Raw genomic sequence first — 22987 nt, 5'->3', positions numbered from 1 at the left:
GATTGGGGAGGTATGGCAAAAACTCCGGATGCGGTTATTAAGGAACTAAAAGCAAAAACATTTGCACCAGTATACTTCCTGCAAGGGGACGAGCCTTTTTATATAGATGAGATTTCACGTCTTATTGAAGAAAATGCGTTGACCCCATCGGAGAAGAGTTTTAACCAAACGATTCTTTATGGGAAGGATATATCGATGAATCAATTATTGGAAAGTGCACGAAGATTTCCAATGATGGCTCAGAGGCAGGTTATTATCTTGAAAGAGGCACAAGAAATGCCAGATTTCGGGCGTAAGACGGCTCAAGAGCAATTGGTGAACTATATCAAACAACCAGTTCCTACTACAATCCTTGTCTTTGTTTATAAGCATAAAAAGATTAATAAAAACACGTCTCTATGGAAAACCATGGATAAAAAAGTCGTGTTGGTAGACTCTAAGAAAATTTATGACAACAAGCTCCCAACTTGGGTCAAAAGTTACGTCAAAAATCTTGGTCACTCGATCAAAGACAAACCAGCAACTTTGATAGCAGAACATATTGGTAATGATCTTACTCGTATTTCAAATGAAATCAATAAGATGATGATCAATTACCCTGATGATGCTGTTGAGATCACTGAGTCAATGATCTCAAAACATATTGGTATCAGCAGAGAATATAATGTGTTTGAGCTTCAAGCTGCATTGGGAAAAAGAGATGTTCTTAAGGCAAATCAGATTATTAACTTTTTTGCTTCAGATCCAAAGAGCAACCCTGTTATCCCTATTATTTCAATGCTATTCTCTTACTTTTCCAAAGTTTTACTAGTACATCATAATGCTGGTCAAACGAAGGAAGAAGCTGCAAAGTTATTAGGTGTAAGTCCTTATTTTGTAGCTGATTATTTCACAGCAGCGCGTAATTATCCTTTACCTAAGACCGTACAGATTATTGATGTTTTACATCAGGCAGATTTACAGTCAAAAGGTGTGGATAGCAGTATTGCAGAAAATCAAATTCTTAAAGAATTGATTTATAAAATCATGCATTAAGAATTTATCTACTAATAAGTTTTAAAAGGTAAAACTTTCCTTGGGTTTAGACCTTTACCTAGCTATGGAAATATTTAAAGAGTTTACATTCGAAGCAGCCCACCACTTACCAAACATGCCTGAGGGGCATCCTTGTGGTAGATTACATGGACATTCTTGGAAAGCAGTTATATATCTTAAAGATGAGATTAAACAACCTTATGGTTGGGTAATGGATTTTGGTGATATCGCTAAGAAGTTTGAGCCTATTCGTGAGCAATTAGATCATAATTATTTGAATAATATAGAAGGCTTAGAAAATCCAACGAGCGAAGTGATTGCTAAATGGGTTTGGGATAAATTAAAACCAGAATTAGAGGCTTTGTCTAGAGTAACTATTTATGAAACAGTAGATTGTGCAGCAACATATACTGGAGAATAATTAGGTTCAATAGTTTTAAATCCCTTAACAAGCTTTCTCTTGGTCTTCTTGAAAAGAGACAGAAGACCAAGACAATAAACTTACAAAGTTACTTTTTATCTACTATAAATATCTCTTACTTCTAATTCCTCAACTCCATTAAATCCACTTTTTTCTAGAACCTTTTGTTTTCTCTCAGAAACTGTAACTTGAACCCCTTTTTGTTGTAATGTTTCAATAATCTTTGAATGGAGTAATTCTTTCTTTTCATTATCGAAGTTAATATTGTTAGCAAAGAATCGAATTTTTTTTCCACCAAACATCTGAAATATTAAAGTATCCAATTCAACATGTAGTTTTCGGACTTTTTTTAATGGAATAACTTTAGGTTTCAATAAAGCTTTGGTTTTGAAGGAAAACTTTTCTTCATCAAGGTGAATAAAGAATCGTTTTCGCTCGGTTGGAATAAAGTTAAACATTAGGTCACTACCAATAATTGTTCCCGTAAAGACTTGTATAAAAAGTAGTATATCATATTCTATTGTTAGTCCTTCAAAGAAATCTGCACCTATAAGAAAAAGGTCAATTCCTAGGATGATACTTTCAATGATCTTTTTCTGAATAGTTCGATTTCTATACTTGTCAGTGCCAACTTGATCGAGTGATTTTCCATCGAATCGGAGTATTAGATTTTGGGCAATTTTATACATGAAAAAAAATAGTTAAAAAATGTACTAGATAGATATACGCTTAGTTCTCAGAAAGGTTCTAAAAAAGAAAACCCTCCGATAAGGAAGGGTTTCTTTAAGTCAACTGTATAAACAAAATAGATATAAAGCGTATGCTTTATTCAGTTTCAGTCATGATACCTCCAGTAAGACGAAGGAGTTTTGCATGTGAATCTAATAACTCAAATTTAGCTTGTGCTGCTCTGAAAGCTGAATTCAAATAGGCTACTTGCACCTGACGGTAATCAAATGAATTGATTGTTCCCATTTGAAGTCTTTCTTGGCTTAGCGTCAAGTTTAGTTGGGCTGCTTCTAACGATTTGTTTGTGATATCTACAATTTGAGTACGGTTGGTATATTGTCCGTATTCTTTCAAAAGGCTATTTTCAACACTCAATTCCAGTCTTTCCGTAGCCAACTGTTGTTGATCGTACTGCAACTTAGCTTCTTGCAAAGCTCTGCTTAATTGTTTTCCTCTGAATAGAGGAATTCTGATACTAGCATTTGCATAATACGGGCTAAAATCATCACCACTTAAAAGAAGTCTATCGCCTGTTTTAACTTGCTGCCCATCAAAACTGGCAACAGAACCAACTTGATTATTTGGGTTGAAGCTTCCCTCTAAGCCATCATCTTCATAAACTGGAGTTCCAGCTGTGATAGTACCGTTTGGTTCAAAGGTCGTTTCATCAATTTTAAACCAAGAATTACTATATGTAAGACCAAAGTCAACACTGAATGTCGGCATCTTATTCGCTTTTTGAAGTGCAATATTGGTCGCACTTAATTTCAAAGCAGTATACTGACGTTCAAGGTTAGCATTGTTATTTTTTGTTTGCTCTAATAGATCTTGAAAAATATAGTCTGGAGCAGTAAACTCTAGATTATCCGTTAACTCATAGGTTTTATCAAGGTTCTCTTCTGAAAGTAAAAAGTTTAAATCTCTGTATGCATTTGCTACTACTTGTTGCTGATTTACATAATTCGTAGAATCAGTATAGTAAATCGTTTCTTCCTGTGACACATCGAAAGACGTACCACTACCTAGTTCTCTTTGCAATCTTACAAATTCAACTCTATCTCTAGAAAGGTTAAGGACAGTTCTTAGTACACTAAGGTTTTCTTCAACCAACTGAACTCTGTAGTATCCAGAAATAATTTGTTGAACGGTATTTTCTATGATAATTGCAGCATCCTGTTCCGTTTGAACTTCTAGTAATTCAAGACGTTCTTTCGTGAATTTGACTCTAAAACCATTAAACAAGACCCAGTTGAAATTCAGCTGTTCGGCTAGTCTGTTCGAACGGTTATTACCCGCTACTGCAAATGGGTTAGCAGGAGTAGAGTTGGTGTAAGAGTTATTACTATTCACTATGAAGTCGATGCTCGGATAACGACCAGCAATTCCCCAAGTGTTATTTTGTTGAGCATTATCGATCTTGCTTTCCTCAATCTTGATATCGAAGTTATTTTGTAACCCGATCGCCAATGCGTCTTTTAATGACAGTTTTTCTTGAGCATTTGACTGAACTGAGAGTGTAAGCAGAAGGAAAATTGTGCTTAAAAAATAGTTTCTCATAATTCTAATATTATTAGAGGAAAAGCAGTCGGAAAGGTAAACCAACCTTTACATACCTCCCGACTACTATAACCATTAGTCTACTTTTAAAAATTAATGGACGGTGTCTTCAATATGTCCATTTAGTTTTGTGAGTGATATTTTTGACTTTGGAGCATGCCCGTTTGAATGTGTGGGAGTGTCTTCCAATAGAAGGTCTTTCTTCGCGTCAATAATTACTCTTTCTACCTCTTCTGCGGTTACAGATTCCCAAGACCATAATCTTCGAGCACTTCTTCTGATATCGTTGAAAATAAGAATAAGTACAGGGAAGAATAATAGAATCAAGATTGTACCAACTAATACTCCCCAAGCAATAGCTAATGCCATCGGGATAAGGATTTGAGCCTGTAAACTTGTTTCCAAAATCAGAGGATACAAACCAACTACAGTTGTAATTGATGTTAGCATGATCGGACGGAAACGAGCGATACCTGCACTAAATGCGGCATCTTTAGCTTTCATTCCTTCTTTAAGGTTTCGGTTGTATTTATCTAAGAATACAACGGCATCATTCACAATCACACCAGCAAGGGCAATCATACCCCATCCGCTAAGCATTGAAATTGGAAGCCCGTGTATACCATGTCCCCACGCAGAACCCAACCAACCTAGAGGAATCATTGCAAGAATAAGAACAGCTTGATAGAATGATCTGAAGTTTAGAAGAATGATAATGAACATCATGACGAATCCAGTTCCGAAAAGGAGCATCATTTGTTGTCCAGAACGTTGACTTTCTTCTGCTTGACCTCCGCTTTCTTTTCTTACATCTGGGAATTTTGCAAGAAGCTCAGGTACAATTTTATTGTCAATTTGCTCAAGAATTGGAGGAAGTTCAGTCTCTGGGTTAACCAATTCAGCATCTACTGACATTGTTCTGTTCCCCATGTAGTGTTTGATACTTGCAACTCCTCGTTCCAATTTATAATCGACTAACTCTTTTACGAAGTACTCTTTGCCTTGGAACTTGACTTTCATGTTTTCAAGTTGAGCAATACTGATACGTCCCATTTTAGGATATCTTACCCAAACTCTGATTTCATCACGACCTTTTTGGAAACGTTGTGCTTCTTCTCCAAAGAAACCTTGTCTGATTTGTCTTACAATGTCATTTCTCTCCAAACCTAAAGCATAGGCCTGTGGCTTAAGATCGATTTGTAACTCTCTTTTACCAATGTCACGGCTGTCATTGATCTGTTGCAGCTCTGAAATGCCTTGTAGTTTCTCTTTCAAGAATGCAGTAGCGTCTTCTAATTGTTGAGCATTGCTACTCATCAAACGAATTTCTACGGGTTTACCAAATTGATTATCGTTACCAATTGATAGTTTTTCAGCTTCTGGTACTTCTCCAATTTTCTCTTGAAGTCTATTTACCAATTCGATATCATCGAAAGGAGCATCTTCAAGTTCTTTGTAGAAAATATCAATTTTACCAGTATGCCCACCACTACCAAATTTACTACCACCAACATCTGAAATTGTAGCGTCAATCCAGTTTGTAGTATCGTTATAATCTCGTTTGAGGTCTTCATTCATTTCCCAAACAAGATCATCAAATCTAGCAATGTAGTCTGTTGTTTTGGTGTCTCTTTCACCTGCTTTAAAAGCAATATCGATACGTAAACTATTGAAAGGAATACGAGGGAAGAATGTTGCTTTGATGTAACCACCAGCTAAAAGTCCTCCAGTAATTGTGAAGGCAGCTAGAATTATAGCCATAGATACATATCTATTCTTTATCGTCCATTCCAATGAAGGAGCATAGATTTTGAATCTTAAGAAATTGATAATGTTTTCAGCCGTATTTCGGAATGAAGCATAAAAGCCTTTTTTATTCGGGTCACGCTTTTCTAGTACGCTAGGACTAGCTAAGTGAGCAGGAAGTACAAGGAATGCTTCAATCAATGAGAAAGCAAGAGAGAAAATAACAACCATTGAAAGGTCTCTCAAGAAGCTTAAACTACCTTCAATCCATAAGAACGGAATGAAAATTACGATTGTAGTACTTACTGAAGTAAATACGGAAGGAATCACTTCCATTGCTCCGTCTACAGCAGCTCTCCAAGGTGTTTTACCTTTCTCAAAGTGAGAATAAATATTTTCGGCAATTACAATTCCATCATCTACCAAGATACCAACAACCATGATCATACCGAATAATGAAATCATGTTGATGGTCAGTCCTGCAAATGCACCAAAGATAAACAAGCCTAAGAATGATGAAGGAATACCCCATGCAACCCAAAGAGAGAGCCTTAAACTTAGGAAGAAACCAAGTGCAATACATACAAGAAGTACCCCAACTGCCCCGTTTGAAATAAGCATATCCAAACGTTGATTCAGCATATCTAGGAATCGGTAAGCTACATTGATGTGAATGTGGCTATTTTCCTTATTAAATTTTTCTACATAGTTAACCGCAAACTCAGATACTTTCTGTAAGTCTTCTGAATTTAACTTTTGGATGAACATGTAGGCTGAAGGCTTGCTATTATAGGTAGAGTAGTTCGGAACATCTTCAAATTCTTCTTTGATCGTTCCGATATCTGAAAGGCGAATAATATTACCAGTGTTAGATGCTCTTAAAACAAGATTACCAATTCTGGCTGCTTCGTTTTCTCTAGCTCTTGAACGGATGATAATTTCTTCGTCATTAGTCTTGATAATACCACCTGAAACATCACGGTTATTATTTCTTACAGCCCTTACTACTTCATCAAAAGTCAATTGGTATTTAAGAAGTGTCTCTTCAGAAACTTCTATAGAAATCTCTCTACTCGGGAATCCAAAAATGTTAATTTGAGACACAACACCACTCGAAAGCATTTCTTCTTCAGCTTTCTGTAATGCTTTTTTCAAATCATTCAGACCTACGCCCTCCTGTTCTGCTGTAAAAGCAAGCCACATTACAGGAGAACGGGCTTTGTTTTTACTTACAATTGGACGTTCAGCACCAGCAGGGAATCCACTGATACCATCAACTGCATTTTTGATTTCGGTAAGTACTTCATCAATATCGGCACTTTCAGTAGTTTCTACGGAAACACTTACAAAGTTCTCTCGAGAAGTAGAATTGATTTTATAAATCCCTACAATATTACGGATTGCCTCTTCAATTCTTTGAGTAATTCCTTCTTCCATTTCCTCAGGTGAAGCACCTGGGTAGGCTACCGAAACATTGATATATCTTGATGGGCGTTCTGGGAAAAAAGCTTTATTGGTAGTCGCTACTGCCAATGCCCCAAAAATCAGTGTCAGGGCTATGATGGTATTGGATAGAATACCATACTTGACAAAGTTTTCAACAATTTTGCGCATAGTTTGTGCTTTTAGTTGTTTTGAGATACTTGGTCATCTGATTCCTGACTTTTTGCTGTATCAGTGTTACGGTTGTAATCTGATAGTCTATAAGCAACCATGTCTTCGTAGGCATTGAGTAATTGTTCGTTCACCAAGTTTGTACCTTCATTTACTCCAGAGATGATAGCTGTTTCAGCATTTATTTTAAGAACATTTACTTCTTGAAGTTTTAGAAGTGTGTCTGAGAGAACATATACATAACTGTTTTCAACTAAAGCTCTTCTAGGAATTTCCATTCCATTTTGAATTGTAGCTCCAGGAATAACTGTCTTTAAGTACATCCCATCATACACTTTATCATCTCCTCTATCTATACTAACAAAAATGTCGATGGCTTGTGTATTTGCATCCATAACTTCTGCAACACGTGTCACTCTACCAGCCCATTGGCTTGTGCCAGCTTCGTTTTGGATATTTACTTTAGAACCAACTTTGATCCATTGTAAATCTTTAGGGTCAACAGGAACTTCTAGCTCAAGATTAGAGCTTTCAAGTACTCTTGCTACTTTCGTTCCTGGGTTTGTAAAAGAACCTGCTTGAAGGAAAACTTCAACAAAAGAACCTGTGAAAGGTGCATAGACATTATATTTTGCAAGACGAGTTTCAGTACTCTTAATTTGATAATAATTGCTGTAAATATTTTGAGTAGCTAAAAACGTTTTCTCTTTAGCCGTAGCATGTTTAGGTAGCGTAGGCAAAGGTTTCGTAACGTCAATTTTCTGGAAGTATGCTTGCCATGTCAAATAACTTTTAGGAAAGTCGATTTTGAAAGTAGGTAGAATACTTGCGATATCTTTTAGGAAACTACTTTTATTTGCTTGAAGCTGTAATTGTGCTTCTCTATCATCTACTTTAAATAAAAGCTGTCCTTTTCTAAATTTTTGACCTTCTTTTAAAGGTACCTGCCCTTTTAATATTTTTCCCTGGTTTTCACTAGTGATATCTAGTGGAGTAGCCGATCTAACTCGACCGTAAGCAACAACCTCAGTTGGAATGTCAGTATAATGAACAGGTTTAGTGGAAACGTAAGGAACAGTTTTTCCAGATTTTTTTACTTCTGGCATTTCTCTTCCTCCAGATAACATCATTGTAAATCCTACTGCTGAAGCAAGGATGACAACTACAATAATAATTTTCGTATGAATTGGCTTAAGTCTCATCTGAGTGAATTACTTTTTTATGTTTTCGAATGTATTTTTTGGCATCAATTGTACCGTTGGGGGTAAGTGTTACTTAATCAGTGATTTAAATATTTTCAATGTTTGGCTGTGGTGTCCGAAAATGATACAACTTGTACATTTTCGCTATACTTTTTAAATATTGTAAAATGCAATGTGGTGTTCACAACCCTTTATTTATATCTATTTTTTAATTGTCATGCACCGATATTTAGTTTTTGGATTTTTCTTACACAGATGCAAACATGATTATTTGAGTTGCTACAGAATTTTTAAAAATAGTTGATCTTTGAAATATCATTAAAATGAGATCGCTATTCTGGAATTCTTATAACATTTTGCGCTCAATATGATAATAGCTAAAGCCAAAAATTGTTTGAGATATATTTTTATAAGGATTGTAGGGTGAAATTTGAAGGGAAAAAAATCACTATTCCTCGTATTAATTGTATTTATTCGGAAATAGTTCTTCCTTTGCGCAAAGGATAGTTACATAATCGTAGTGCAACTCTGATGAGCGACTTTATCAAACATGAATGTGGAATCGCGTTAGTACGTTTAAGGAAACCGCTTTCTTATTACATAGACAAATACAAGTCTCCTAATTACGCCTTGAGCAAAATGTATTTGCTCATGGAAAAACAACACAATAGAGGGCAAGATGGAGCAGGTTTAGCTTCTGTCAAAATTGATATGCCTGCAGGTGCTGAATATATTGATCGTTATAGATCAGTAGAAAAGCAACCTATTATGGATATTTTCAAGAAGGTGGGGAAGAAAATCAATAAAATCGCTTCTGATCCTGATAAATTCTATAACGCAGATTATTTGCGTAAGAATGTACCTTTCATGGGAGATATCTATATGGGGCACCTTCGTTACGGTACGCATGGTAAAAATAGTATCGATACGACGCATCCATTTATGAAGAAAAATAATTGGAGAAGCCGTAACCTTATTGTAGCCGGAAACTTTAACATGACCAATGTTGATGAACTTTTCAATAAGTTGATCGAACTTGGACAACACCCTAAAGACAAGGTCGATACTGTGACCGTGATGGAGAAAATCGGTCATTTCTTGGACTTAGAGGTACAAGATCTTTTTGATAAACTGAAATCTGAAGGTTTATCAAATGTAGAAATCTCAAACCGTATCGAAGAAACTTTGGACCTTCAACGTGTATTGAAGCGTTCTTGTAAAGACTTCGACGGTGGTTATGCCATGATGGGGGTTACTGGTTTTGGTTCTGCTTTCGTAGCAAGAGACAAACACGGAATTCGCCCTGCATATTACTATGCAGATGATGAAGTAGTAGTGGTTGCTTCTGAGAAACCAGCGATCAAAACGTCATTTGGTATTGATTTCGATAAGATTCAAGAAATAAAGCCAGGTCACTCTTTGATCATCGATAAGAAAGGTGATTACAAAGAAGTTCCTTACATCGAGCCAGGTGAAAAGCTATCGTGTAGTTTTGAGCGTATTTATTTCTCAAGAGGTTCAGATCCTTCGATCTATCAAGAACGTAAGGCCTTAGGACGTTTGTTGTGTCCAGATATTCTTGAAAAAGTAGATTACGATCTTGAAAATACAGTATTCTCATACATTCCTAATACAGCCGAGACTAGTTTCTGGGGTATGATGGAAGGTATTGAAGACTATTTGGCTCAAAGACGTAAAGAAGCTATCGAAACAGGCGATGTTAAAGGAGAGGATTTAATTAATCTCCTTAAAATACGTCCTCGTATTGAGAAATTAGTAATTAAAGATGCTAAAGCTAGAACTTTTATTGCTGATGACGCAATGCGTGATGATATGGTAGCTCACGTTTACGATACTACTTATGAGGTAATCAAGAAGAAAGTAGATACCCTAGTTGTTATTGATGATTCTATTGTTCGTGGAACAACCCTAGAGAAGAGTATCATCAATATGCTTGATAGACTAGAGCCAAAGAAAATTTTGGTAGTTTCTTCAGCGCCTCAAATTCGTTACCCAGATTGTTACGGAATCAACATGTCTAAAATGAATGAATTTATTGCATTCCGTGCGGCAATCAGTCTTTTGAAAAAGCGTGGTAAGGAAGAATTACTTGATGAGGTATATTACAGAGCAAAGAGTATGCTTCGTAAGCCAGATCAAGAAATGGAAAATGTAGTTCAAGCAATTTATGAGCCTTTCACTGATACTGAAATTTCAGAGGAAGTAGCTCGTTTGGTAAAACAAGCAAGTATAAATTCTGAGGTAGAAGTTGTTTTCCAATCAGTAGAGAACTTACATAAAGCTTGTCCTGAACATTTGGGTGATTGGTACTTTACGGGTAATTTCCCAACACCTGGAGGTAACAGAGTGGTTAATAAATCATTCGCTAATTTTATGGAAGGAAAAGACGGTAGAGCTTACTAGAGTTTATCGATCTTTATGAAATATACAGCAGTGCAGATTTATTTCTGTACTGCTTTTTTTATGACTAGGTTAAAATGTTGTATTATTTACTATCTCTATTGGATAATTCATAGATGAATATTTTAATATTTTTTGTCATTTTCAGTTCCTTTCTTTTTAGCATTAACTTATATATTGCACTATTCAAACGACCATTTTTAATATATAAATTTTAAATATGAACTTGTCAAAGCGTTTATCAACACTTGTTGCTTTACTATTTATTGCGATCACTAGCTCATTTGCTCAAACTGAGATTGCAGGTGTAGAACTTCCTAACTCTATTCAAGTAGATGGTAAAGATGTAACTCTTAACGGAGGAGGAATTCGTTCTAAGTATTTTATGGACTTGTATGTTGGAGGTCTTTACTTAGAAGCAAAATCTAAGGATGCACAAGCAATTGTAACAGACAATGCACCAATGGCAATTCGTCTGGAAATTGTATCTGGATTGATTACAAGTGATAAAATGGCTTCAGCTACTACTGATGGATTTAAAAGCTCTTTGAATGGAAATACAGCTCCATTGCAGACTGAGATTGATCAATTTGTAGATGTCTTTAAGAAAGATGAAATCGTGAAGAAAGATATTTTCGAATTTAAATATCAACCTTCAGCTGAAAAAACATTGGTTTACAAAAACGGTAAAGAACTTTTGGCTATCAAAGGTTTAGCATTTAAAAAAGCACTTTTCGGAATTTGGTTATCAAACAAGCCAGCTGATAAAGATTTGAAATCAGGTATGTTAGGTAAAAACTAATATTTGATTTCTATCAAATTATGAACGGAACGGTTCTTCTCTGAAATGAGAAGAACCGTTTTTTTATGTATTCAAATGATATAGAATTATAGAAAAAAGTACTGAAAATCATTAGTCAAATCAGAATTCACCAAAACAGTACTTCACTTGATTTTTATTGAGTCATACAGTCAAGCTTTTTGTTTTAGTCTAAAATATTGAACTGTATTATGGCACATAACAAACAAACAAATATAGATCTTACCAATAAAGCTGTAAACAACATCAGAATTTTATCTGCTGCAATGGTAGAAAAAGCAAAATCGGGACACCCTGGTGGAGCGATGGGAGGAGCTGATTTTATACATATATTATATTCTGAGTTTCTGAAATTCAACCCTAGTGATCCGACATGGATACATAGAGATCGCTTTTTTATGGATGCAGGACATATGTCTCCTATGTTGTACAGTATTTTGACCTTGCAAGGTAAGTATGACATGGAGGAGTTACGAAATTTTAGACAATGGGGAAGTTTGACTCCTGGTCACCCAGAAGTGGATATTTTACGTGGAGTTGAAAATACTTCAGGACCTTTAGGGCAAGGTCATGCAATGGCAGTTGGGGCTGCTATCGTCGAACGTTTTCTTTGTTCTAAGTTTGGAGAATGGATGGCGCATAAAACATATGCCTTTATTTCCGATGGAGGAATTCAAGAAGAAGTATCTCAAGGAGCAGGGAGAATTGCAGGTTTTTTAGGGTTGAGTAATCTGATCATGTTTTATGATGCAAATAAGATTCAATTATCAACCCCTGTAAGTGAAGTGACAGATGAAGATACAAAGGCTAAATATGAAGCATGGGGATGGAATGTAATCGAAGTGGATGGACATGACCATGTACAAATTAGAAAAGCTCTTACAAGTGCAAATGAAGAAACGAAGAAGCCTACCTTGATAATTGGCCACACAATTATAGGGAAAGGAGCTGTTGATGAAGATGGGAATCCTTTTGAAGGTAAGACCTCACTACACGGTCAACCCTTGAGTGGTGCAGGAGCTTCTTTTGAAAAAACAATTGAAAACCTAGGAGGAGATATTAATGACCCATTTCAAGTTTTCCCTGAAGTGGCTAGCTATTATGATGGCGTAAATAAATGTATGGCTGAATATGTGAGTAATAAACAACATTTTCAAGCCAATTGGGAGATGGAAAAGCCTGAATTAGCACAGAAGCTCAGAGATTTCTTTGAGATGAAAACCATTGAGAAGGTTGATTTTTCGTCAATAGCTCAAAAATCGGGAGCTCCAACAAGGGCTGCTTCCTCTTTGGTACTTTCCACTTTTGCTGATGAAATTGAGAATATGATAGTGGCATCAGCCGATTTGAGTAACTCAGATAAAACGGACGGTTTCTTGAAAAAAACAACTGTAATGAGTCGGGATAATCATGGAGGGAGGTTTCTACAAGTTGGAGTTTCTGAGTTAACCATGGCTTGTTTAGCAAATGGGATGGCTCTTCATGGTGGGGTAATTCCTGTAGTAGGTACATTTTTTGTTTTTTCTGATTATATGAAACCGGCTTACCGCTTATCTGCTTTAATGGAGCTTCCAGTGAAATTTGTATGGACACATGATGCTTTTAGGGTAGGAGAGGATGGACCAACGCATCAACCTGTTGAGCATGAAGCTCAAATACGATTGATGGAAAAACTCCAAAATCATAAGGGAAAGAATAGTATGCTAGCTCTTCGTCCTTCCGATGCTGAAGAAACGACTGTAGCTTGGGAAATGGCTCTTAAAAATACAGAAACACCATCGGCTTTAATTCTTTCAAGACAGAACATTAAAAGTCTTCCAACTCAAAATGGAAGTTCAAGATACGAAGAAGCGAAAGGGGCAAATCAAGGAGGATACATTGTTTTAGATAGCGACCAACCAGATGTAATATTGATTGGTAGTGGCTCTGAAGTCTCAACTCTTGTAGGAGGTGCAGAATTACTAAAAGAGTATAAAGTGAGAGTAGTAGCGATTCCTTCAGAAGGGTTGTTCAAGATTCAGCCACCATCATATCAGGATAAAGTATTACCAAATGATATTCCTAAGTTTGGGCTTACGGCAGGTCTTCCAAGTACTTTAAGAGAATTGGTTGGCGATAAAGGGCAAGTTTGGGGGTTGAATCACTTTGGACATTCTGCGCCTGCTGGTGTCTTGGATGAAAAATTTGGTTTTACAGCTGAAAATGTAGCCAAAGAAGTTCGAAGTTTTCTGAAGTCCTTGGCTTAAGAGTTAAGTTTTAGAATAAATAAAAGAGAGTCACTCTGTAAAATCAGGGTGACTCTCTTTTCAAAGATACTTTTCAACTAATGAAATAGTCGTATTTATTTTTTACTAGAAGAAAACCAGCTATTTATTGTCATACTAATTACCCCAAAAACGGCTTCTTTAATGATGTGATGAGACATTTTAGATTCACCTTTTGTACGGTCAGTAAAAATAATTGGGACTTCTTTTATTTTAAATCCTCTTTTCCAAGACTTGAACTTCATTTCAATTTGAAAGGCATAACCCACAAATCTTATATTGTCTAGGTCTATAGTTTCTAATACTTTACGGCTAAAACATTTGAAACCAGCTGTTGGGTCCATGATCTTCATACCAGTAATCATACGAACATAGACTCCTGCAAAGAATGAGAGTAGAACTCTGCTCATTGGCCAATTCACTACATTCACACCTCTAATATATCTTGAGCCTACAGCCAAATCATTTCCTTCTTTGGAACAAGCTTCATAAAGTCTGATAAGATCTTTAGGGTTGTGTGAAAAGTCGGCATCCATTTCAAAAATATACTGATAACCTAGCGCCAAGGCTTTCTTAAATCCATGAATATAAGCTGTGCCTAAGCCTGATTTTTCAGTTCTTTGCTCAAGAATAATCTGATTAGGAAATTCTTCAGCCAATTCCATTACTTTTTGAGCTGTACCATCGGGTGAGTTATCATCAACCACCATGATATCAAAATGGACCTCTAAAGCTACAACGGCACGAAGGATATCTTCGATGTTTTCAATTTCGTTGTAGGTCGGTATGATTACAATATTTTCTCGATTCTCCACCATACAAAATTAAAAATCAACACATGTCCAAAAATTGAAAGATGGCTATTTAACATAAAATAACGAGGATATTGTATTTAATCACCCTCAGTAAAGTATTAAACGAGATAAACGTTTACCTTTATTTGCTGAATGATTATTTATAGTTTTGATGAAACTTTTTGGCTCTTGTTCTCAAAAAGTAACCAACTTACTTGCCATGAACAGATTTTACTTTATTCTAGGGGTTTTCTTATGCTTTGCATGTGTAAAAGGTACTAAAGCCCAAAATATGAATTCACCGATTTTTAAAAGAATCCAAAATTGGACTTTCCCATTGGATAAAGAAGCCCTCGAGAATGGAGAAGTTGTAGGGTATATCGAGTTCTTGGACAAGAATTATGAAAGCTTTGAGAATCATAATGATGATAGTAAAGATTTCTTAGAGCATGTTAAAGCACTCGATACAGAGAGCGACTTTGATAAGAAAGATGAAGACTATTACATCTTGGGGACTAAAGTTGTTTACTTGGTAGATGCTCCAATTGACTATTTTAATAAAGACAGACTAACAAATTTAGATTATTTCCAGTCAACAATGCCTGGATATAAATTACAAGATTTGAATAATAATACTTTTGCTATCCAAGGAGGAGTGATGGAGCCTGACTTTAAGTTTAAAGTTGCTTATGTAGATGTCGAAAATGATCTTGAGCGAAAAGGAAATGATTTGAAGAATGTTTTCAGAACTTATAAAAGAGATCAAATCATGCCATCATCATTCACTTGGCAAGAAAACTTTGACTACGGTCGAGTTATGTTCCATAAGACTTCTGAAATGTCAAAAGTTCTGACGGTATACTATCCTTATGAAGGGAATAGAACTTTAGTGGAGTGCTATACGCTAAATTACCTTTATAATGTACCGCCTGCACTTATGGGTGGTCCGAGTATGTTGATTGACGATTTAAAAAGTGGGATTCTTTCTTATGTACAATCATGCAGAAAGATCGCAAATCAAGCTATCTAAAATAAAAAGTTAGTTTCTGAAAAGGCGAATTATAAATTTAATACAGTAAAAACTGTTGATAGAAGAGATAACTATGGTTATCTCTTTTTTTATTATAAGAGGTTTTAACAAAATTTATTCTCTCTTTTTAAAGAATAGGTTAACTTCGAGATTTGATTTTGTTTAGCTTTGAAAGAGGAAAATTTATAAAAGAGGATGGCAAAGAGAATATTGATATTGCTAGCGCTAGCACTTTTTAGCTTTTCATGTGGTAATTTTAATAAACTTATGAAAAGCTCTGACATTGATAAAAAGTATGATGCAGCGCTGAATTACTATAACGAAGGAGATTTTTATAGAGCAGGTTTATTATTTGAAGACCTAATGCCAAGTATGACAGGTACAGACCGTGCTGAACAACTTCAATTCTATTATGCCTACTGTCATTACGAGCAAAAGCAATATATTTTAGCTTCAAGTTATTTCCGTCAATTTTTTGATACCTACCGTAGAAGTCCAAAAGCTGAAGAGGCTTTGTACATGAGTGCTTACTCACTTTACAAAGATGCTCCAGACTTTAATTTGGATCAGTCTAATACGAACGATGCTATTGATGAGATGCAAAATTTCTTGAACCGTTTCCCAAGAAGTGAGTATGCTACACAAGCAAATGAAGTGATCAATGAACTTCGTGAAAAATTAGAATTGAAAGCTTTTGACAACGCTAAACTGTATTCTAAAATCAGAAAATATAAAGCGGCAACGGTTGCTTATGATAACTTCATGAAAGATTATCCAGATTCTGATTTTAAAGAAGAAGCAATGTATAGAAGAATTGAGGCTTTCTATGAACTTGCTGAAATTAGTGTTTATTCAAAGCAACAAGAGCGTTATCAGTCTGTAATTGAGGTTTATAAGGAGTTTCAGAAAAAGTATCCTGAATCTTTGTTGATGAAAGATGCGGATAAGCTTTACAATAATGCAGATAAGAAGATCAAAGTGATTATTGACGCGACAGAAGAAGTAGAGGAGAAAAAAGAAGCTTAATTTCTTCGAAATAATTTTAATATTATTTCATAAATCATATATTTGTCGTTTGCTTACAATATCTTAAACAAAAATTCAATGGCAAAAGCAGAATTAGTCACAAGAGACCTTCCAGAATTGATCGTTGAGACAGAAAACATTTATGAGTCTGTTGTTATCATCGGTAAAAGATCAAGACAAATATCAAGTCGTTTGAAGGATGAATTGAAAGGGAAACTGGAAGAATTTGCGACCACTGTTGACAATTTGGAAGAGATCCACGAAAACAGAGAACAAATTGAAATTTCTAAGTTCTATGAAAGAATGCCTAAGCCAACAACTTTGGCTACAGAGGAATTCTTAGATGGAAAAATCTACTTTGATAGAACTCCTATCAGATAATTGTTCCTAAGATTTTTAATACAAAACTTCCGTTGGTATTTTTGAACCATCGGAAGTTTTTTTTTACCCTATTCTTAAAGAGGATCAAGAGATGCTAAAAGGAAAGAAAATATTATTGGGAGTTACTGGAAGTATAGCCGCTTATAAAGCCGCTCTACTCGTACGATTGCTGAAGAAAGAAGGTGCAGAAGTACAGGTTCTCATCACAGAAGCAGCCAAAGAATTCATCACACCTCTTACATTATCAACCCTTTCGGAAAACCCTGTATTGTCTGATTTTACCAAAGGAAAAACGGGAGAATGGAATAGTCATGTAAAGTTAGGTCTTTGGGCTGATCTTATGGTTATAGCTCCAGCTTCGGCTCAAACTATGGCAAAAATGACCTCAGGACTTTGCGATAATTTATTGACTGCAGTTTATTTATCAGCACGCTGTCCTGTAATGGTTGCCCCAGCCATGGATTTAGATATGTATTTACATCCTTCAACAACAAGAAATATTAATACTTTAGTTGAATACGGACACCACATTATTGAAGCAGAAGAAGGTGAGTTGGCAAGTGGATTGGTAGGAAAAGGAAGAATGGCTGAACCTGAGCATATTTTGACTCATATTCAAGATTTTTTTAGACCTAAAGGCGCTCTGAAAGGGAAAAAAGTAGTTTTAACTGCTGGCCCAACAAAAGAATTTATTGATCCTGTGCGATACCTTACGAATGCTTCGAGTGGAAAAATGGGATATGCAATTGCACAAGAGTTTATCAATGCAGGAGCCGAGGTTACCCTTATTAGTGGGCCTGTGGAATTAACTCCTCCAGCACAACTCGGACAGTTTGTAGCTGTAAATACGGCTGAAGAAATGTATGAGCAAACTAAAAAATATTTCCTAGAATCTGATATTGCAGTCTTTACAGCCGCTGTAGCAGATTATTCTCCTGAGGTGGCGGAAGAGCAGAAGATCAAGAAAACAGGAGATACCATGAGTCTTCAGCTTCGTAAGACAAAAGATATAGCCAAAGAAATGGGCATATTGAAAAAGCCGCATCAAATAACAATTGGTTTTGCACTAGAAACAAATGATGAATTGGAAAATGCATCTGCAAAATTGGAGAAGAAAAACTTTGATTTTGTAGTACTTAATTCTCTCCAAGATAAAGGTGCTGGTTTTGGACACGATACGAATAAAATCACAATTGTCGAAACAGAAGGCAAAACAACCTTTGGATTGAAATCGAAAAAGGAAGTAGCTAAAGATATTGTTAATCATCTTATATCAAAGCTTTCATAAATGATAAAACTCTTCTCAAGTTGAACTTGGGAAGAGTTTTTTGTTTCAATTAAAATGAGAGATTTCATCAATCGTTTTTACACAAGATTAGAGAAACAACTCTTTTCTTAGTTAAAAACTTATTTTTTTACCTCAATAACACCACAGCCAATTCGAGCGCCTGCAGCTCCAGAAGGTTGAGATTTGAAGTCATCGGCTTTTGCATGAACAATAATGGATTTCCCTACAATGTTTTTAGTCTGATCGTCACAGTCAATACACCAGAGTTCTGTTTCCAATTCGATTTGTCCTTTTCCTGAACTGCCTACTATTAGGTTTCCAATATCACCTTTATGAAAATGCTCTTCTTCCCACTTCCCATGATCATGTTCAGTAGGGTTCCAGTGACCTCCTGCTGAAGTTCCATCGTCTGCGCTACAATCTCCAACAGCGTGGATATGGATTGCATGTTCTCCTTCTGATACATTTTCAACTAAAGCTTGCATTCTTACTTTTCCATCTTTTTCAATAAAAGTAACTTCTCCAGAAAGACCGCTATTGTTTTTAGCACTCAAAACAGCTACCGCAACTTTCTCTGTCGTAACTTCTTCAACTTCTACTTCCTCTGTAGTTTCTGATTTTTTTGTTTCTGTTTGACAAGAGACGAAGAGGAAAAAAGGAAGTGATATAAGGAGTGGGGTAAATATTCTAATTTTCATGTTAAGTAAATAGTTTGGGTTCAATGTCTAGAACAGTAGAATTTAGCTTAAAATTATCAGCTACAGCGATTTTATTGAATACTTGAAATTTTTTAGAGGATTATAAACAGTAAGGGAGTAATCTGTATAAATAGGGGGCTAATATTAGTAAGTATAATATTTTGCAACTCTTGATACATTCGGAGTTTTATTGTTTGCATATATTTGAAAAAGTCGATTTAAAATAATTTTTAGGGCTATTTATTTAAATTTTTAGGATAAAAAAATGCTTCATTTTTTTACTCATTTGTAAGTGAAATAGAAGTGATTTTATGCCAATTAATTTTCACTTAGCCCAATAGTTCATACTTCAAACAAACAATAAATAACGTTGTGAGTACGCTATTTTCTCATATGTCAAGATTTTCGCTCATGCACCAAAAAATTAGAGTATTTCTGATTTTAGGCCTGTTTTTTTTGGCTTCAAAAGGGAATGCTCAAGACAATAAATCTATTCTGTGGTTAGACCTTAATGCTAATCATTATTTGAATGAAAATACGCAAGTTGTTTCGGATGTTCGTTTTAGACAAGGAATAAATTCTAGTTTACAACAAACACACTTGAGAGCTGGTCTCCGAAAAAATATACTGCAGAACTTTGATATGACCGCAGGGGCGGGATATTTTAAAACTCTAGGTTCTGAGAAAGAAATCGTGAGGTCAAATGAATATCGATTTCATCAGGATTTTAGGTATAAGCATCGTCATATTGGTAAAATAAAGTATATCTACATCGCGAGATTGAGGTTTGAAGAGCGATTTTTCTCTGATACTTTCTTTGGTGAAGACACTAAATCCTCGTACCGTTGGAGAATTAATTCTCAATTTCAGTTTCCTATCCGAATCCCTGTTATCAGTTATAACTACTTTGATTTAAAAGTCTTTGATGAGATATTCAGTAATTTTGAGAGTAAAAAAGAATCCTCTTTTATAAATAATAATAGATTAGGTGTAGCACTGAAATATCAGTTAACCTCTACCACAGCACTTGAGGGAAGTTATATTTGGGAGCAATCTTTTGGTGAGAATATTATTGAACTCGGAGAAGCAACCAATATTTTCCGACTTTCGATGTATCTGACCCTCTAATTTGATTCTTAAACAACTAAAGTTTTTGAATCACTATAAAATTTGACAATTTTGGGAATAGACTGTAACAATAAATCTAAGTTATGCGAATTCTTCTCCCAATCATTTTTTTCATTTTCCCATTTATCTCTTTTGCACAAGAAATAAATAGTACTGTAATGTTGAATAAAGACCGTGTTCAAACTCAGGAAACACAGGTTCTTGATGATCTTCAAAAAAACATTGAGAAGTTTATTAATCAGCAGAAATGGACAAAAGATAGTTTTAAGGAGGTTGAGCGTATAAAACTCAATATACAATTGACGTTGAAGGCAGAAACAAACCCTCAGTCAAATTACTTCGCAGCCGATGTTCAAGTACAGTCTTCTCGCCCAATTTTTGGCTCAGACTACGAATCTGTAGTATTAGCATTTCTAGACAGCAAGTGGAATTTTAGCTATAACGAATCTGATCGTTTGATCTATAATGCAAATATCTATCAAAGCGAATTAGTCGGTTTGATCAGTTACTATGTCTATATGGCTTTAGGAATGGATTATGATACTTTCAAAAGGAATGGGGGAACAGATTATTATCTTCAAGCACAGAAAATCATGAACCAAGCTCAGAATAGTGGAGGTGCTGGATGGAGTGCTTTCGGAGATAAAAGAGACCGTTATTTCTTAGTTGAGAATATTCTTGATCCTCAATTTTCTTCATTCAGAATTGCACTCTATGAATATTACCGATTGGGAATGGATAAATTTAGTGAAGACCCAAAAGAAGCAAGAGCTAAAATTCTTGGTGCTTTACAGAAGATTGAAAATGCCAAGAAAAATAAATCCATTTCGATCTTAATAGACCTATTCTTTGAAGCAAAGCAAAATGAGCTAGTTCAAATTTTTTCACAAGGCGATCCTGAAATAGCTAAAGATGCAGCAGAGTTATTAATGCAATTGAATCCTGCCAATGCAAACAAATATCGAAAACTGATTCAACTTTAAGTTGAGTGTTGAAGTTGTGGAATTAAGTCGATATATCTTGATGGGATGGGGGCATTTATTTTATTTTTTGGGATACTGATTCTTTACCAAGTCAAAAAAACTGAAATTCATAGACATTTTATACCTGCACTCTTGTGTAAAATGTTTGCTGGAATGGCTGTAGGTTTAGTTTATAAGTATTATTATCCAAATGGAGATACTTGGGGGTATTTTCATGATGCTTCGTATTTACTGTCCTTAGCTGATCAAAATTTTAGCTTGTACATTGATTTTATGTTGCATGGAGGGGAATTCAATTCTCCTGAAATTCTTCCATTTTTAAAACATCATAATGAAAGGGCAATCTTGATGTCAAAGATAGTGAGCCTTTCACTTCTATTCTTTGGGAAGAATTACTGGTTTGCATCTCAAATATTTTCATTTCTAAGTTTTTCAGGTTGTTGGCTTTTGGTAAATCAACTGGTCAGTATTTATCCAAGGCTTAAAAATGCAGCCTTAGTTTCATTTCTTTATTTCCCTTCTTTTGTTTTTTGGAGTTCGGGTATTCTTAAAGAATCCTTATTAATTGCTACAATTACTTTTTGTGTAACTCTAGCTTTAGCTTATAAAAAGGATATAAGCAGTTTTAAGAAAATAATTTATGGGGTTTTAATTGTAGGAGGTTTAATCTTCATTTTTAAGCTTAAATACTACTATGGTATTGTCTTAAGCCCTCTTTTAGCATTATTTGTTCTATATCATTGCTTTATCAAGAAATGGGATAAACGTGTGGCGATTGTATTAGGTGGAATAATCCTGATTGGTAGTTTCACTTTGCTTTCGAGAGCGAATAGTAACTTGAAATTTGAAAGAGTACTCAGCGTGATTGTGGACAATAATCATATGATGCTCAGATATAATGATGAGCCGAATAATAATATACTCTTGCCCAATTTAGAAGCAAATGTATTTTCTTTCTTAAAGTATACACCTAAAACAATTTGGGAAGGCTTTTTTAGACCTTATTTATGGGAAGTACATAATATTACTTCTCTAGTTATTTCAATTGAAAATACCCTTATTTTACTTCTGATTTCCTTAAGTCTGTATTCTTTTAAGGCTAATAGTTCTTTCAAAATGTTGAGCTCAGACGCTAAGCTTGAAATGATCTTGGTCTTGATTTATAGTTTTGTACTTCTATTGTTTTTAAGTCTAGCTGTACCAAATCTGGGGGCTTTGAGTCGGTATAAAATAGGGTTTATGCCATTCTTCTTAATGTTAGTTTTAGCACAATTAGAGGTGGGTTTTATAGACGATCCGATTAAACATTAAAGAAGTTTACATCTTTATGTTTCAAGAAGCTTATAATTAAGTTTTTCTTGATCGATATTCTATCCATAGCTTCAATTACAGCTACTTCTAAGGCTTCCTTGGTTTTGTAGAGTTGATTTTTCAGTTCTACATTCTTGAGGCGATTCCATACTTGCTCACTGGCATTAACCTCTGGACTATAAGGTGGTTGAAAGCGTAATTCAAGCCTAGGATGAGTGGCTACAAATTCTTGGACAACTTTCGCTGTATGACATCTAGCATTATCCCAAATTAGGATGATCTTCTTACTGGTGAATTCTAATAACCCCTCAAGAAAAGTAATTGTACTTTCAGCCTTACTGCCTTTCTGTATCTGGTAATAGAGATCACCTTGATGGCTAATGCCTGCTTGTATTTTTACTCCACCATAACTTAGACCATCTTTGATTATTGGTGTTTGTGCTATTGGAGCGTAGGTTTTCTGTAATGAAGGTAGGAGCTTTGCACATGCTTCATCTGCAAAAAATACTAACGTATCATCATCAAGACCTTCAACAAGC

The 22987-nt window shown here is 35.3% G+C and carries 18 protein-coding genes and 1 pseudogene; 12 read left to right on the top strand and 7 right to left on the bottom strand.

Annotation, left to right across the window (positions count from 1 at the left end):
- The first annotated feature begins 12 nt into the window (after window positions 1–12).
- Window positions 13–1035 (top strand): DNA polymerase III subunit delta, encoded by a 1023-nt coding sequence (gene holA, locus BC781_RS09215; RefSeq protein WP_109616950.1) that lies wholly within the window; start codon window positions 13–15, stop codon window positions 1033–1035.
- 64 nt (window positions 1036–1099) lie between these two features.
- Window positions 1100–1456 (top strand): 6-carboxytetrahydropterin synthase QueD, encoded by a 357-nt coding sequence (queD, locus tag BC781_RS09210; RefSeq protein ID WP_109616949.1) that lies wholly within the window; start codon window positions 1100–1102, stop codon window positions 1454–1456.
- A gap of 95 nt (window positions 1457–1551) precedes the next feature.
- On the opposite strand, the gene BC781_RS09205 is transcribed toward queD, so the two are convergent.
- From BC781_RS09205 to BC781_RS09190, 4 genes are all read right to left on the bottom strand, one after another.
- Window positions 1552–2145, bottom strand: coding sequence for a hypothetical protein (locus BC781_RS09205; protein ID WP_109616948.1), 594 nt, complete (start codon window positions 2143–2145; stop codon window positions 1552–1554).
- A gap of 136 nt (window positions 2146–2281) precedes the next feature.
- Window positions 2282–3742: a TolC family protein gene (locus BC781_RS09200; RefSeq protein WP_109616947.1), complete on the bottom strand. Its 1461-nt coding sequence runs from the start codon at window positions 3740–3742 to the stop codon at window positions 2282–2284.
- A gap of 93 nt (window positions 3743–3835) precedes the next feature.
- Entirely contained in the window at window positions 3836–7102 is a 3267-nt protein-coding gene (locus BC781_RS09195; RefSeq protein WP_109616946.1) for an efflux RND transporter permease subunit, read from the bottom strand.
- A gap of 11 nt (window positions 7103–7113) precedes the next feature.
- Window positions 7114–8304: an efflux RND transporter periplasmic adaptor subunit gene (locus tag BC781_RS09190; RefSeq protein ID WP_109616945.1), complete on the bottom strand. Its 1191-nt coding sequence runs from the start codon at window positions 8302–8304 to the stop codon at window positions 7114–7116.
- A gap of 531 nt (window positions 8305–8835) precedes the next feature.
- On the opposite strand from BC781_RS09190, the gene BC781_RS09185 reads away from it, so the two are divergent.
- The 3 genes from BC781_RS09185 (at window position 8836) to BC781_RS09175 (ending at window position 13791) form a co-directional block, all read left to right on the top strand.
- Complete coding sequence (locus BC781_RS09185) at window positions 8836–10728, top strand: amidophosphoribosyltransferase (RefSeq protein ID WP_109616944.1); 1893 nt, start codon at window positions 8836–8838, stop codon at window positions 10726–10728.
- 217 nt (window positions 10729–10945) lie between these two features.
- Window positions 10946–11527, top strand: coding sequence for a chalcone isomerase family protein (locus BC781_RS09180; RefSeq protein ID WP_109616943.1), 582 nt, complete (start codon window positions 10946–10948; stop codon window positions 11525–11527).
- A 209-nt stretch (window positions 11528–11736) separates the two neighbouring features.
- A complete protein-coding gene (locus BC781_RS09175; protein WP_109616942.1) occupies window positions 11737–13791 on the top strand; it encodes a transketolase family protein in 2055 nt (684 codons plus the stop codon).
- Window positions 13792–13886: 95 nt separating this feature from the next.
- Here BC781_RS09175 and BC781_RS09170 read toward each other — a convergent pair whose 3' ends face one another.
- Window positions 13887–14627 carry a polyprenol monophosphomannose synthase gene (locus BC781_RS09170; RefSeq protein ID WP_109616941.1) on the bottom strand — a complete coding sequence of 247 codons (741 nt, stop codon included), beginning with the start codon at window positions 14625–14627 and terminating at the stop codon, window positions 13887–13889.
- A 196-nt stretch (window positions 14628–14823) separates the two neighbouring features.
- Between BC781_RS09170 and BC781_RS09165 the strand changes: the two genes are divergently transcribed.
- The 4 genes from BC781_RS09165 (at window position 14824) to coaBC (ending at window position 18328) form a co-directional block, all read left to right on the top strand.
- Window positions 14824–15633, top strand: a complete 810-nt coding sequence (locus tag BC781_RS09165; protein ID WP_146201660.1) for a hypothetical protein — start codon at window positions 14824–14826, stop codon at window positions 15631–15633.
- A gap of 195 nt (window positions 15634–15828) precedes the next feature.
- Window positions 15829–16659, top strand: a complete 831-nt coding sequence (locus tag BC781_RS09160) for an outer membrane protein assembly factor BamD (RefSeq protein ID WP_109616939.1) — start codon at window positions 15829–15831, stop codon at window positions 16657–16659.
- 78 nt (window positions 16660–16737) lie between these two features.
- Complete coding sequence (locus BC781_RS09155) at window positions 16738–17040, top strand: DNA-directed RNA polymerase subunit omega (protein ID WP_109616938.1); 303 nt, start codon at window positions 16738–16740, stop codon at window positions 17038–17040.
- A gap of 91 nt (window positions 17041–17131) precedes the next feature.
- A complete protein-coding gene (coaBC, locus tag BC781_RS09150) occupies window positions 17132–18328 on the top strand; it encodes a bifunctional phosphopantothenoylcysteine decarboxylase/phosphopantothenate--cysteine ligase CoaBC (protein WP_109616937.1) in 1197 nt (398 codons plus the stop codon).
- Between the two features lie 119 nt (window positions 18329–18447).
- Here coaBC and BC781_RS09145 read toward each other — a convergent pair whose 3' ends face one another.
- Window positions 18448–19026, bottom strand: a complete 579-nt coding sequence (locus BC781_RS09145; protein WP_109616936.1) for a superoxide dismutase family protein — start codon at window positions 19024–19026, stop codon at window positions 18448–18450.
- A gap of 411 nt (window positions 19027–19437) precedes the next feature.
- On the opposite strand from BC781_RS09145, the gene BC781_RS09140 reads away from it, so the two are divergent.
- The 3 genes from BC781_RS09140 (at window position 19438) to BC781_RS09130 (ending at window position 22448) form a co-directional block, all read left to right on the top strand.
- Window positions 19438–20154, top strand: coding sequence for a DUF2490 domain-containing protein (locus tag BC781_RS09140; protein WP_158281432.1), 717 nt, complete (start codon window positions 19438–19440; stop codon window positions 20152–20154).
- 83 nt (window positions 20155–20237) lie between these two features.
- Window positions 20238–21137 (top strand): type IX secretion system protein PorD, encoded by a 900-nt coding sequence (porD, locus tag BC781_RS09135; protein ID WP_109616934.1) that lies wholly within the window; start codon window positions 20238–20240, stop codon window positions 21135–21137.
- A 153-nt stretch (window positions 21138–21290) separates the two neighbouring features.
- Window positions 21291–22448 carry a hypothetical protein gene (locus BC781_RS09130; protein WP_146201658.1) on the top strand — a complete coding sequence of 386 codons (1158 nt, stop codon included), beginning with the start codon at window positions 21291–21293 and terminating at the stop codon, window positions 22446–22448.
- On the opposite strand, the pseudogene BC781_RS25860 reads toward BC781_RS09130, so the two are convergent.
- Window positions 22438–22959: pseudogene (locus BC781_RS25860) on the bottom strand (IS630 family transposase); the annotation flags it as partial. The gene BC781_RS09130 and the pseudogene BC781_RS25860 sit on opposite strands and share 11 nt — an antisense overlap.
- Between the last annotated feature and the right edge of the window lie 28 nt (window positions 22960–22987).

The sequence above is a fragment of the Sediminitomix flava genome (genome assembly GCF_003149185.1).
Classification (GTDB): domain Bacteria; phylum Bacteroidota; class Bacteroidia; order Cytophagales; family Flammeovirgaceae; genus Sediminitomix; species Sediminitomix flava.
This window is presented reverse-complemented; position numbering and strand designations above follow the sequence as displayed.

Coding starts and splice junctions, on each gene's coding strand:
- holA (WP_109616950.1), top strand. CDS start 13: ATGGCAAAAACTCCGGATGCGGTTATTAAGGAACTAAAAGCAAAAACA.
- queD (WP_109616949.1), top strand. CDS start 1,100: ATGGAAATATTTAAAGAGTTTACATTCGAAGCAGCCCACCACTTACCA.
- BC781_RS09205 (WP_109616948.1), bottom strand. CDS start 2,145: ATGTATAAAATTGCCCAAAATCTAATACTCCGATTCGATGGAAAATCA.
- BC781_RS09200 (WP_109616947.1), bottom strand. CDS start 3,742: ATGAGAAACTATTTTTTAAGCACAATTTTCCTTCTGCTTACACTCTCA.
- BC781_RS09195 (WP_109616946.1), bottom strand. CDS start 7,102: ATGCGCAAAATTGTTGAAAACTTTGTCAAGTATGGTATTCTATCCAAT.
- BC781_RS09190 (WP_109616945.1), bottom strand. CDS start 8,304: ATGAGACTTAAGCCAATTCATACGAAAATTATTATTGTAGTTGTCATC.
- BC781_RS09185 (WP_109616944.1), top strand. CDS start 8,836: ATGAGCGACTTTATCAAACATGAATGTGGAATCGCGTTAGTACGTTTA.
- BC781_RS09180 (WP_109616943.1), top strand. CDS start 10,946: ATGAACTTGTCAAAGCGTTTATCAACACTTGTTGCTTTACTATTTATT.
- BC781_RS09175 (WP_109616942.1), top strand. CDS start 11,737: ATGGCACATAACAAACAAACAAATATAGATCTTACCAATAAAGCTGTA.
- BC781_RS09170 (WP_109616941.1), bottom strand. CDS start 14,627: ATGGTGGAGAATCGAGAAAATATTGTAATCATACCGACCTACAACGAA.
- BC781_RS09165 (WP_146201660.1), top strand. CDS start 14,824: ATGAACAGATTTTACTTTATTCTAGGGGTTTTCTTATGCTTTGCATGT.
- BC781_RS09160 (WP_109616939.1), top strand. CDS start 15,829: ATGGCAAAGAGAATATTGATATTGCTAGCGCTAGCACTTTTTAGCTTT.
- BC781_RS09155 (WP_109616938.1), top strand. CDS start 16,738: ATGGCAAAAGCAGAATTAGTCACAAGAGACCTTCCAGAATTGATCGTT.
- coaBC (WP_109616937.1), top strand. CDS start 17,132: ATGCTAAAAGGAAAGAAAATATTATTGGGAGTTACTGGAAGTATAGCC.
- BC781_RS09145 (WP_109616936.1), bottom strand. CDS start 19,026: ATGAAAATTAGAATATTTACCCCACTCCTTATATCACTTCCTTTTTTC.
- BC781_RS09140 (WP_158281432.1), top strand. CDS start 19,438: ATGCACCAAAAAATTAGAGTATTTCTGATTTTAGGCCTGTTTTTTTTG.
- porD (WP_109616934.1), top strand. CDS start 20,238: ATGCGAATTCTTCTCCCAATCATTTTTTTCATTTTCCCATTTATCTCT.
- BC781_RS09130 (WP_146201658.1), top strand. CDS start 21,291: ATGGCTGTAGGTTTAGTTTATAAGTATTATTATCCAAATGGAGATACT.